The following is a 12,257-nucleotide window of genomic DNA, read 5'->3' as shown; positions in this document are numbered from 1 at the left end:
ATTCGAAGAAAGCGAAATAATTATAAGACACCTAAATTCAGGTTAGAATTTCATGGATTATAGAGAATAGGATTTACCGGGAATCGGTAAAAATTTATTATGCAAACTTGCATCTAGATAGGAATCAAAATAGTTCTATAAAGTATTGGATGCATTATATAAATTAAAGAAGCGACATGTTGCAAAATTATCCCAAAAAGCTGTCGCTCCCTACGAAAATGAATAAAGTTGTTTCCCCTGCTAAAGGAGGAAAAACATTGCAGACTAAGACAACACAACATAAACAACTACGTAAAAGTTCAGTAATCCGAGTTCTAACCGTTATTGCAGGAGCACTACTTGCCGCAGTAGGATTAGAATTATTTCTCATACCACATGGGCTTGTAGTTGGTGGAATCACAGGTTTATCGGCATTATTCGCTCATACCACTGAAATGCGGCTGGGATTGTTTCTTTTTCTATTCAATCTACCTTTTATATTCATGTCTCGAAAGCAAGTGAATCTTCGCTTTGCTCTGTATACCGTTCTAGGATTAGCTTGCCTGACCATCGCTTCTCTTGCTCTACACCGTTTCCCTGCAGTGATTAGTGATCCTTTACCTGCTGCTATGGCAGGTGGCATCTGTTTAGGACTCGGTATCGGTATATCTGTCCGATTCGGTGGTGTGAACAAACATGCAAGTGATCAAGGATATTCACTTCTGAGTGGTGGACCGCCAAAGTCAACCGAAGTCGTCATCATGATTCTGAACTGTGCTATTTTGCTTATAGCAGGCACACTATTTGGCTGGGAGCAAGCCATGTACTCCATTATTGCTTACTTATTGGCCTTCGAAGGTGTGAGATTCTCACTCCGAGGGTTATCCGATTCACGCGCTGCATGGATTACCAGCAAATGTTGCATGGATATCCAGAAAACGCTCGAAAACTCATTAAATCGAGAAGTTGGGCTTGCTGAAGGCTCCGGGCAAAATGGAGAGCTGAGCACATTGTTTTGTCTCATCAACAAAATGGAAGAACATCAATTGCGGACCATCGTTCTTAATTGTGATCCTGACAGCCAAATTGTGCTCAAATCAGCTGCCAGTGATCAAAGATTGAGTAACCTGCCATCCTAACTAATAGGGCAGAATGATGAGTATGGTGAGTAGGATGATTACGTCTTCTTTAGTTTGAAGGTAACTTTTTTTCCACGTCAGATAAATAGCGTTTCTCCCGTGTATGGGGGGAGCGCTACTTTTACGTTATCAACCGGGGTTCTTTCGCTGGAATAGCGAAATCCTGCAAAAGTACATCTTTTGACTCAGATATCCACTCCTTTAAGCCCAATTTCTGCAAATGTACAGGAATATCCTCATTTATGGCTCGAAAGCTTCTTCCCATGCAAGAATTCCTGCAGATTTGCAGGAATTAATACTTTAACCCTCCTCGTATCATCTAAAGATGTACTATTGCAGGATTTTCACCGGAAAATTATTGGTTAGTCTACATTCGTCAGTCGGCGTTCATTAATCAACGTTAATGAGCCAGTGTTAGTTTGTCTGCTTTTCCCTAGAATTCATTCTTGATTCACAAAAAAAGAAGCTGCAACCAAGTAGTATTCACTACTTTGGAGACAGCTTCTACTTCTTGAGCTAGCACACTTTCCTAACGAAACATTCCCCACAAACGGATCAAGTGGAAGGTGTTGTTTGGATCAATTTTCTGAGCGATAATAAATTTCACAATTTGGTCTTCCTGCGTCGAGGTCAATTTCTCATTTAGTACACCTGACGCATTCCGTACCAACCTGCGAACAACTGCCGTGTCCTGTAGCTCTTGTTTCGAGACGCCGTTAATCATATTTTTAATACGATCTTTGACAGTCGCGTTTTTCATCTTCAGCTTGATGCGTTCCACGAGCTGAGGGCTAATTCCGAATTGTTGATAACCCAAGTGTAGCACCTCCCGTCATATCCAATCTTTCACAGTATATGAGGCTTAGGAGCTAGATGTGCCTACTTAGTCAATTAATTCCCCTTGGAAAATTTGCTCGCCTTGTAAATAATGCCGAAGAGGTGCATATTCAGGAGATGTCCAGAACTTCTCATCCTTAAGCAGCTCTGCCACATCATCACGCGCCTGCTCCAGCACTTCAAAGTCAGCCGTCATATCCGCCAAACGAAACTCCGGTAATCCACTCTGCTTGGTTCCAAAAAAATCACCTGGACCACGTAGCTCCAAATCTCTTCGCGAAATCTCAAATCCATCATCGGTGTCCGTCATGGCAGTCATTCGTTCACGCCCAATTTCAGATTTCGGATCAGCCACTAGTACACAATAAGAGGCATGCTGACCTCTACCAACCCGTCCACGAAGCTGGTGCAGCTGTGATAATCCGAACCGGTCTGCATCCATAATAATCATCAACGTGGCATTAGGAACGTCTACACCCACCTCTACAACCGTTGTGGATACTAAGAGTTGCAGTTCATTGTTGTAAAATGCTCGCATCACTTCATCTTTTTCAGCTGGAGACATCTTTCCATGCAAAAGCCCAACTTTATAGTTAGGAAAAGCTTGGCTCATCTGAATATGTAAATCTATAGCATTCTGTACATCCAGTTTCTCCGATTCTTCAATGAGCGGACAGATCAGATAAGCCTGACGTCCCAGCTCTATTTCACGCTTAATCAGATTCAGGACACGATCCATAAGATCATGCTTGACCCAATAACTGGTTATTGGCACTCGGCCTTTTGGTCTTTCCGACAGCGTGGATACATCCATATCTCCAAAAACTGAGATCGCAAGTGTACGTGGAATAGGTGTTGCAGTCATCGTAAGTACATCCGGATTATATCCTTTACGCCGCAATACACCTCGCTGGTTTACACCAAACCGATGCTGCTCGTCCGTAACTACAAGACCCAGATCGCGGAAAAATACATCCTCCTGAATCAATGCATGCGTCCCTACAACAATATCGAGCATCCCCATTTGTAGTGAGGCTAACAATTCTTTACGTTTCCGTCCAGTTACACTCCCTGTTAACAGACCAACCGTAATTCCAAACGGCTCAAACATCTTCGTAAGTGAACGCATATGCTGCTCTGCTAAAATCTCAGTGGGCACCATAAGCGCACCCTGAAAACCAGATCGTACGGTAGCAAAAAGCGCGACGGCAGCTAGTACAGTTTTGCCGGAACCCACATCACCTTGAAGCAGTCGATTCATGCAATATGGTGATCGCAGATCATGTAAGATCTCCAGCTCCACTCGTTTTTGAGCATCTGTAAGCTCAAAAGGTAAGCTGCGAACAAACTGACGAACGGTTGCGTTATCTACGGTATGGACTACACCGTCCATCCTACCGCGATTGAGTACCCGGAATGCCTGCATCTTCAACTGGAACAGAAACAATTCCTCATACACCATCCTGCGGCGTCCCTGTTGTCCTTCACGTGTATCCTCTGGCCTATGAATGGTAGCAATCGCCCGTTTACGGGGCATAAAATCATATTGGCGCATAATAGAATGTGGTAGTATCTCGGGAATTAAATCTCCATACTGTTGAAGCGCCTGATTAATACTTTTCCTGATCCACGACTGCGTGATCTTTCCACCGATGGAATAGACCGGCTGTAGAGTCCCTGTCTTCCCTTCCCCACGATCGGGAAATTCAAAATCCGTCACTGTAATTTGATTTCGCTTCTGATCCCATTTACCTGTGATTACAATTTCTCGTCCCACAGTAAGCTGCTCACGCACGTAATGACGATTAAACCATGTAGCTGTGAACATCCAAGGCTCCGCAACCATTTTACAACTCAGTCGTGACTTGCCTCCAAAACGTTGCAGTACGGGGATACCGATCACTTTAGCCTCTGTAGTCACTTTATCCCCATGTTTAGTTTCACTCAGCGAGCGTGGGCGATAATCCTCATAACGGAACGGATAATACTCTAACAAATCCTTTACTGTAAAGACGCCAAAGGCGTGAAGCTCGCTTTGCTTTTGAGCACTCACGCCAGTTATGTTTTTTACTTCAATTTGATTTAATGACAGTGTCATATTCATCCCTCATTTTGCAGGCCAAATGAATACAGCTAACGTACCGTTTCCGACATGGCTGCCCACGACAGGGCCGACGTTCGTCAGCACTTTCTCTTCTAGTGTAAAATGTCCTGACAGCTCTTTCAGGAACTCTTCACCGGAAGCCGGTTCAGCCGTATGACCCACGGCCACATTGATTTTGTCTACACCTTGAATATCCTTCTTAAATAATTCAATCATACGGGCAATAGCCTTCTTACGGCCTCTAACTTTCTCCACCGCATATATTATTCCTTCTGCATCAATAGACAGGATTGGCTTAATATTAAGAAGCGTTCCCAGAATGGCCGAGGCCTTTCCGATTCTCCCGCCTTTTTGTAAATATTCAAGCGTATCTACCAAGAAGTAAAGCTTACGAGATTGGCGCAGACTTTCTACAGCTTCAAGAATCGCTTCGGGACTCTTATCTTCAGCAGCCAATCTGGCGGCTTCCACCACCATAAATCCAAAACCGTAAGAAGCGGAGAGAGAATCTACTACAGTGATCCCTTCTCCCTCCTCCTCCAACATCGATTTAGCCAATAGTGCTGATTGGTACGTACCGCTTAATCCAGAAGAAATATGAAACGAAAGGATAGGACTTCCCGGGTAACGTTCCAAAATATCTCGATACACATTCATGTATTCAACCGGTGAGGGCTGAGAAGTAGTCGGCAACTGTGACGAGCGGGGAAGTCGCTCATAGAACTGCTCCGGCGTCATATCCAGATTGTCCCGGAAAGCCTCTTCGCCGAACATCAAGGTCAAAGGGACGACCTCAATGCCATACGTTTCCGCCATTGCTGGCGGGATATCAGATGTGCTGTCGGTGACGATAATGGTACGATTCATGGATTATCTCCCCCATACTATAATTTTGCCAACTACGTAATTAGCAAGTTGCTCCTGAATTGTTATAGAACCCTCAGCATCTATCTATGGCTCTACGGAGAAAAGATAATAATAAAGGGGTTGGCCACCCTCATGAATCTCTACTTCCACATTCGGGTAAGTCTCTTCCAGCCACTCGCTTAAGGAATCTGTGACCTCAGAATCAGTTTCTGCTCCAATAAGGATCGTAACGATTTCATCGCCATTCTCAAGCATGTTGGACAGTAGCGCCTGACTTGCAGCTAACAGATCATCTGCGGCAGCGACAATTTTGGAGTTTGAAATTCCGATAAATTGCCCGGATTTAATCTCCAGATCATCAAAGCTTGTATCACGGACAGCATTTGTTACTTGTCCCGACTTGACCTGTGAGATTGCTTCTAGCATGTTCCCAGAATTAGTCTCCACAGAATCCTCTTCTTGGAACGCAAAGGCTGCAGCGATTCCTTGAGGAATGCTTTTACTTGGAATAACTGTAATCTCACGTTCGCCCTCCAAGAGATCTTTAGCCTGCTGAGCGGCAAGAACAATATTGGAGTTATTCGGGAGAATGTATACATGCTTCGCAGATATAGAAGAAATCGCGTTCACGAAATCCTCTGTGCTAGGGTTCATAGTCTGACCTCCAGCTAAGACAACATCCACACCGAGGCTTTTGAAAATATCTGCAATCCCAGCGCCTGATGATACTGCGATGAATCCGTAAGGTGCCAAATCATCTGCTGGTGGTTCGGCTGGAGCTGATTGTACCCGGCTCTGTTCATCCGGCATATCAGCGAAAACATCCGGCATAGGTGCAATATCCATCCCTGCAGTTAGCAAGTCACGGTGTTGCTCACGCATATTGAGAATATGAATCTGCGTAATTTCCCCATAGAGAAGTGCCAGATTCAAAACTTCACCAGGAGCCTTGGAATGCACATGCACTTTAATGGTTTCATCATCCGAAATTACAATAATGGAATCACCATTTACTGACAACGCTTTCCTAAAGGTTTCCTCATCAAAATCCGTTCTCACGTTACCACCTAACTGGCGATTAATGAAGAACTCCATATCATATAGAAATTCTATGTCCTCTGTAGAAAGCTGTGATTGTGCAGAAGACTGTACAGAAGACAGTTCACTTTCAGGTTTCTTTAACACCGGTACCGGTGTTGACACGACTGGTGCCTGAGGTTGTCCTTTTACAGGTTGAGACACACCGGAGCTTCCGCTCGTCAGATGCTGGTGAAACCCTTCATAAATATAGACCAGTCCTTGACCGCCAGAGTCTACGACACCGACTTGCTTCAAGACAGGCAATTGTTCCGGCGTATAGGCTAAGGCTTCCTTTGCTTTGGCCAACACCTCTGTCATGAGCTCTGTAACATCTGTAGTTCGGCGAGCATAATAGACAGCATGTCTTGCAGCCTCTTTAGCCACTGTAAGAATAGTTCCTTCTACAGGCTTTACAACTGCTTTATAGGCTGCGTCCACTCCACTTTGCAGTGCAGCAGCAAATTGCTGTGCGTTTAGCTCATCATGTTGCGCTGCTGATCTGCTAAATCCTCTGAACAATTGAGATAAAATAACACCGGAGTTCCCCCGTGCGCCCATTAACAAGCCCTTAGAGAGTACACCTGCACATTGACCGACAGACGTTGTATTATTTTTCTTCAATTCATTCGAACCTGCGGTCATCGTCAAATTCATGTTAGTTCCGGTATCTCCGTCTGGAACCGGAAAAACATTTAGGGAATTGACGTGTTCTGCATGCTGTTGCAGCTTATCCGCTCCAGCCAATACCATAGCGGTAAAATCTGTTCCGTTTATAGAACGCTTACTCAATTGAGAATTCCCCTTCCTAACTTCATGCCTAATCATTCTATGATTAACAGGACATAATGCACTAATTTACATTGTACTATAAGTATTAAAAGAAATAAATGTTTTTGAATCGGTTGACGTAGCAAAATTTGCTGTGATATTATAGATAAGTATTGTTTTATGCAGGTGTTAGGAATAAGGAGGTGTAATCTATGTCCCGCAAATGTGCAGTAACAGGCAAGAAACCGAGCAGCGGTAACAACGTGTCTCACGCCAATAACCGCAACCGTCGTACTTGGGGAGTTAACGTTCAGAAGGTCCGTATCCTCGTGAACGGTAAACCAAAACGCGTGTACGTCAGCACCCGTGCTTTGAAAGCCGGTAAAGTTGAACGCGTTTAGTCTTTTGCAATTTTAAAGACCGAGCGATCACTCATATGAAGCAAAAAGCACCCTTTACATTTGTAAGGTGCTTTTTTTCATGTTTTCTTTTCTGTTCCAAGCCCAAGATCAACTCTTCTGAAATGTGTTCAAAATCGCTTTAACAAAACCTCCCAAAAACCTTGGCAGCTTAAACGTGTAAAATTTCATGGTTTACCCTCCCATCAATTCATGCCGTACGCAGGAGACTTTCTTCTTGTTCTAACGGTAACGTACTGCAGTCCTCCCTGCCAAAACAAAAAAGGCTACATGAGATTTCTGCTCATGTAACCATATTTATGCGTCAAGGACTTGGCCTATACCTTTAGTCGTAATAGCCTATTTTTTTAACGAAGTGCCGCTTCCGCTGCTTCTCTAATTTCAAGGATCGCTGCAGCACGGTCACTCCGGCCAAAAACTGCATTTCCAGCAACCAAAACATCTGCCCCTGCACTAACAACCAATGGCGCTGTGGCTTCCGAAACACCACCATCGACTTCAATAAGTAAATCGGGATTAACTTCATTCGCCCATTCTCTAATTTGAGTAATTTTACGTAAAGTGTTAGGAATGAACGCTTGACCTCCAAAGCCAGGATTAACGGTCATCACGAGAACCATATCCACATCCTCAAGCACCTCAAGCACCGCTGATGCCGGAGTGCCCGGATTAATAGCTACTCCTGCCTTAAGACCCAATTCCTTGATCTGATGCACCACACGGTGTAAATGAACGCAAGCCTCAGCGTGGACAGTAATCACACTAGCGCCTGCGGCGGCAAAATCAGAAATATAACGTTCTGGAGACTCAATCATTAAGTGAACGTCAAGTGGAAGCTTGGTATGTAACGAGACTGCTTTTACGATTGGTGGACCAAGCGTTATATTCGGCACAAAATGCCCGTCCATTACATCCACATGGATCCAATCCCCGCCACTGACCTCAGCTTCTGCAACCTCTGAACCTAAACTTGCGAAATCGGCAGACAATATAGATGGTGCTATTCGTATCATGACTTAGTACCTCCGCTTTTTATCTTTCATTTCATTAAAAAATAATTTGTAATGTTCATACCGGCTATCAGCGATATTTCCAGCTTTCCATGCCTCAATAACTCGACAGCCTGGTTCATGCTGATGACTACAACCACGGAATTTACAATCCCCAGCATAGTTTGCAAATTCACGGAAACAAGTAGAAAGCTCTTCAACCCCAAGCTCAAGAAAATCAAGCTGACTAAAACCAGGGGTATCCGCTACAAAGCCGCCCCCGCCAATATCCATCAATTCTACATGGCGGGTAGTATGACGACCACGGCCCAGACGTAAGCTGATCTCACCTGTCTCCAGTTTAAGTCCTGGTACAATACGATTCAATAAGGTCGACTTTCCTACCCCAGATTGTCCGGCAAATACACTAATACCATCAGTAAGCCGCTCTCTTAGTTCATCACTGCCAGCTCCTGTGATTGAGCTTGTAACCATCACTTCATAACCAATATCTTCATAGAGCTCTTTAACATACTTAGTGGCTTCACCATTATCATTAGCCAAATCCTGTTTGGTCAGAACTATTAAGGGTTCCAGTCCCGAGTGCTCAATATGAACTAGGAACTTGTCCAATAGATTCAGGTTCATATCAGGTTCCCGCACAGAAAATAATAGAACGGCAAGGCTTACATTCGCTACAGGTGGACGAATTAATTCAGATTCTCTAGGGAGAAGCTCATCCACCATCCCTTCACCATGCTCAGTCAGCATATAGATCACGCGGTCACCTACAAGAGGAGCGATCCCCTTTTTCTTAAGTATGCCTCGGCCTCTGCATTGAACTGAGTCTTCCTCTGTTGCAATTAATCCTTCGCGAAGCGGTTTTACGTAATAATATCCGCTTAACGCCTTTACTATTATTCCTTCAGGCATACATAGTGAGCCTTCCTCTCCTGATTTTGCGAAAATGACCCAAGTTTGAAAATCCCCGGGTCACTTCGCTGCCACAACTATTCAAGCACTTCTGCCCTGATTAGTTATCGCTTTTATCTTTAGATTTGTCTTTCTTTTTATTATTATGCTTGTCATCATTTTTATTACTGTTCTTGTTGTTATCACTATTGGTCGATTCATTATTCACCGAATTGTTAGTAAGGAATCCCGTCTGATTGACTGATCCAGTATTAGTAGAACCTTCGTTGTCTGAACTTGGAGGCAGGATCTCAGGCTCAACGGTCGGTTCAGCAGTAGGTGTAGGATCTATCGGTGTCTGAGTCGGCTGCGGAGTGGGAACCGTCGGTGGTTCAGGTTCTTGTACCGTGCCATTCTTCGCATCAATATATGGGATCACATAAGTGTCTAAAAGCACACCATCTCGGGTAACAATAACAGAACCATCTTTATTCGGAGCAAGCACTAGATTAACGGACAGCACTTGGCTCTTTCCAATGGTACGCGTTCCCCAATCTTGTTTTTCACCATTGTTGCGCGCATCAACGAATTCAATTCGAATCTTGCTCTTCTTTCCATCCTGTGCAGGAGCTACTGGTACATTAAAGGTATAATTCAGGGCTTCAGGTGGATAACCTGTACTTAAGTAAATCGTAATCGCTGTTCCAGGTGGAACAGAGGTACCTTTCTCATAAGCCCAAGTTTTCGTTACCTTACCTTCATCAACTGTGAAGCTGGATTCTTCCTTTACATCTCCGAGGACCAGTTTGGATTCTTCCAAAAGTGCCTTAGCTTCACTCTCTGTCTTACCGATGAGGTCTGGCATCGTGACACTTTCTTCTCCTTTGCTAACGTAGAGGGTGATTGAAACCGTCTCTGGATCAAACTCGCTGTCAAAGGCTGGGTCAGATTTTACAACCTTACCCACCGCCGTATTTTCATCGAAGAGAGGTTCATTCTTAATTTGATTCTGGGGTACACCCTTTGCCATTAGCGCTTTAACCGCTTCGTCGAAAGTGTAATTGGTTACATCTGGCATCTTAGTTAATGGTTTCGCCGTATTCACAGTTAGTATTAGGGAGGCTCCCTTTTTCACTTTGGCGTCCTTTTCCCTACTTTGCTTCATGACCACATTCTCTTCGAAATTCGGACTGTAGTCATACAGTATAGGATCAGCAACCTCAAGCCCCAAATCCTCAAGTTCAGTCTTCGCTTGTTCCAGCTGTTTACCGACCACATAAGGAACCGATACCTCAGGAACAACTAATTGGGATTTAACGTACCACACGAGACTGGCCATAGCCAGTAGTAACACTAAAGTTAAACCAATCCATAATGCAGGTTTAGTCCATTGTTTTTTACCTTTTTTCACAGGTACCGGATCGTCATCATCATCTTCATCATTATCCATCCGATCGTGGCGATGATTACGATTTCCATTGCTTCTTTGGATCGGTTTAATCGCTGGTATTACCCGCGTTCGATCCTCGTCTTCCTCATCGTTAAAAAGAACTTTTGCTTCACTACGGCGCTCAGGCAACAAGCAGGTTTCTAAATCCTGCAGCATTTGCTTTGCAGACTGATAACGCTCTTCCGGATTTTTACGCATCGATCTTAGAATTACATTCTCAACGCTTTGCGGAATAAGTGGGTTTATGAGCCTTGGCTCTTCAAACTCTTCTTGCAGATGCTTTAGAGCTACGCTAATCGGACTCTCCCCTAAGAATGGAAGACTTCCGGTAAGCATTTGATAGAGTACAATCCCTAATGAATACAGGTCGGATTTCTCGCCTGTTGAGACACCTTTAGCATGCTCTGGTGAGAAATAATGAACGGAACCTACTACAGAGCCTGTCTGAGTAATGGTAGTAGATGTTACCGCACGAGCAATACCGAAATCCGTTACCTTCACCCGGCCATTGCGCCCGATCAATATATTATGTGGTTTAATATCCCGATGAATAATTTGATTCTGATGAGCGTGATCAAGTGCATCACAGATTTGTGAAGCGATCCTTACGGACTCGTCAACCTGTAATGGCGCTCGTTCTTTTATAATTTCATTAAGATTCTTGCCCTCAATATATTCCATGACAATATAATGAATTTCGTCTTCTTGTCCTACATCGTAAATACTAACCACATTCGGATGAGACAAAGATGCAGCTGATTGCGCCTCACGCCTAAAACGGCGGATAAATTCCTCGTCATGAACAAATTGATTACGCAATACTTTAATGGCGACGTTTCGGTTTAAAAGAATGTCATGTGCTCTATAGACGAGCGCCATTCCACCTCCGCCGATCCGTTCGATGACTTGGTAACGGCCGCCCAGTTCGTGACCGATCATCAATCCCACTCCTTTGTTTCGGGCACAGCGGCCTCTCCATGATGTTCTAACAAAGCGACGCTAATATTATCGCCGCCGCCAGCAAGCAGTGCCAACTGAAGTAAGCGGTCCGCTCTTTCCTCTAACGGTATCTCATGTATTCCCGCTACCTTGCCCAAATGCTCATTGTTAACAAAATTACTTAAACCATCACTGCAGAGAAGCAAAAGTTCCCCAGGTAGCAGGGTAACAGGTGCTAAATCAACCACCACCTCAGCATCTGTTCCAAGTGCTCTCGTCAGCACATTCCGTCTCGGATGATTATCTAATTCCTCCACACTGATCTGACCGTTCTTGAACAGCTCATTGACTAGCGTGTGATCTTCGGTTAATTGAACTGCTGCACTGTCCTTTATTAAATAGGCTCTGCTGTCTCCGATATGGCCAATATATCCGTTTGAACCATTCATCAGGGCAGCAACGACAGTAGTACCCATATTGTGGTACTTATCGTCGCGGGAAGCCTCCTTGAAGACAGTGCTGTTAGCTTCCAAAATAGCAGCTGATAACGCATCACGCAGTGCTTCGTCCTGAAGCTCAGGCAAGAGCCCGTCTAGGGTATTCCTCATCGTCTCCAAAGCAAGCCTGCTCGCGGTTTCACCAGCCTGATGTCCACCCATCCCATCGGCAATTATGCCGAGTGTATAACCGTGGCGCGTCGCGCCGATCCAGACCGAATCCTCATTGACAGAGCGCACTCGGCCAATATCGCTGGCATGAACTGTTCTGATCAAA

The 12,257-nt window shown here is 44.5% G+C and carries 11 protein-coding genes; 2 read left to right on the top strand and 9 right to left on the bottom strand.

The genetic code is table 11. The annotated features are described in order from the left end of the window. Positions 1 to 257 precede the first annotated feature (257 nt). Positions 258 to 1,118, top strand: a complete 861-nt coding sequence (locus ACWNM1_RS19650) for a YitT family protein (protein WP_449602301.1) — start codon at positions 258 to 260, stop codon at positions 1,116 to 1,118. A gap of 529 nt (positions 1,119 to 1,647) precedes the next feature. On the opposite strand, the gene ACWNM1_RS19645 is transcribed toward ACWNM1_RS19650, so the two are convergent. The 4 genes from ACWNM1_RS19645 to ACWNM1_RS19630 all read right to left on the bottom strand — a co-directional run bounded on the left by ACWNM1_RS19645 (position 1,648) and on the right by ACWNM1_RS19630 (position 6,795). Continuing rightward, positions 1,648 to 1,935 carry a stage VI sporulation protein F gene (locus ACWNM1_RS19645; protein ID WP_042187408.1) on the bottom strand — a complete coding sequence of 96 codons (288 nt, stop codon included), beginning with the start codon at positions 1,933 to 1,935 and terminating at the stop codon, positions 1,648 to 1,650. 66 nt (positions 1,936 to 2,001) lie between these two features. Further along, positions 2,002 to 4,053 (bottom strand): ATP-dependent DNA helicase RecG, encoded by a 2,052-nt coding sequence (gene recG, locus ACWNM1_RS19640; RefSeq protein WP_449602300.1) that lies wholly within the window; start codon positions 4,051 to 4,053, stop codon positions 2,002 to 2,004. Between the two features lie 9 nt (positions 4,054 to 4,062). Further along, positions 4,063 to 4,926, bottom strand: coding sequence for a DegV family protein (locus tag ACWNM1_RS19635; protein WP_042187404.1), 864 nt, complete (start codon positions 4,924 to 4,926; stop codon positions 4,063 to 4,065). Between the two features lie 84 nt (positions 4,927 to 5,010). Further along, entirely contained in the window at positions 5,011 to 6,795 is a 1,785-nt protein-coding gene (locus tag ACWNM1_RS19630) for a DAK2 domain-containing protein (protein WP_449602299.1), read from the bottom strand. Positions 6,796 to 6,986: 191 nt separating this feature from the next. Between ACWNM1_RS19630 and rpmB the strand changes: the two genes are divergently transcribed. Then, positions 6,987 to 7,175 carry a 50S ribosomal protein L28 gene (gene rpmB / locus ACWNM1_RS19625; protein ID WP_042187400.1) on the top strand — a complete coding sequence of 63 codons (189 nt, stop codon included), beginning with the start codon at positions 6,987 to 6,989 and terminating at the stop codon, positions 7,173 to 7,175. 108 nt (positions 7,176 to 7,283) lie between these two features. Here rpmB and spoVM read toward each other — a convergent pair whose 3' ends face one another. From spoVM to ACWNM1_RS19600, 5 genes are all read right to left on the bottom strand, one after another. Continuing rightward, the gene (gene spoVM / locus ACWNM1_RS19620) at positions 7,284 to 7,364 is read right to left on the bottom strand and encodes a stage V sporulation protein SpoVM (RefSeq protein ID WP_020431362.1); all 81 of its coding nucleotides are present in this window, start codon (positions 7,362 to 7,364) and stop codon (positions 7,284 to 7,286) included. 176 nt (positions 7,365 to 7,540) lie between these two features. Then, a complete protein-coding gene (gene rpe / locus ACWNM1_RS19615) occupies positions 7,541 to 8,206 on the bottom strand; it encodes a ribulose-phosphate 3-epimerase (RefSeq protein ID WP_449602298.1) in 666 nt (221 codons plus the stop codon). 3 nt (positions 8,207 to 8,209) lie between these two features. Next, a complete protein-coding gene (rsgA, locus tag ACWNM1_RS19610; protein ID WP_449602297.1) occupies positions 8,210 to 9,115 on the bottom strand; it encodes a ribosome small subunit-dependent GTPase A in 906 nt (301 codons plus the stop codon). A gap of 100 nt (positions 9,116 to 9,215) precedes the next feature. Beyond that, positions 9,216 to 11,483 carry a Stk1 family PASTA domain-containing Ser/Thr kinase gene (pknB, locus tag ACWNM1_RS19605; protein WP_449602296.1) on the bottom strand — a complete coding sequence of 756 codons (2,268 nt, stop codon included), beginning with the start codon at positions 11,481 to 11,483 and terminating at the stop codon, positions 9,216 to 9,218. Further along, on the bottom strand, positions 11,483 to 12,256 hold the full coding sequence (locus ACWNM1_RS19600; protein WP_449602295.1) for a Stp1/IreP family PP2C-type Ser/Thr phosphatase: 774 nt from the start codon (positions 12,254 to 12,256) through the stop codon (positions 11,483 to 11,485). The genes pknB and ACWNM1_RS19600 overlap by 1 nt, the downstream gene beginning before the upstream one ends. Between the last annotated feature and the right edge of the window lies 1 nt (position 12,257).

Source organism: Paenibacillus sp. Marseille-Q9583, from assembly GCF_976954365.1.
The sequence above is the reverse complement of the archived record's forward strand: the minus strand, read 5'-3'. Positions and strand labels throughout refer to the sequence as shown.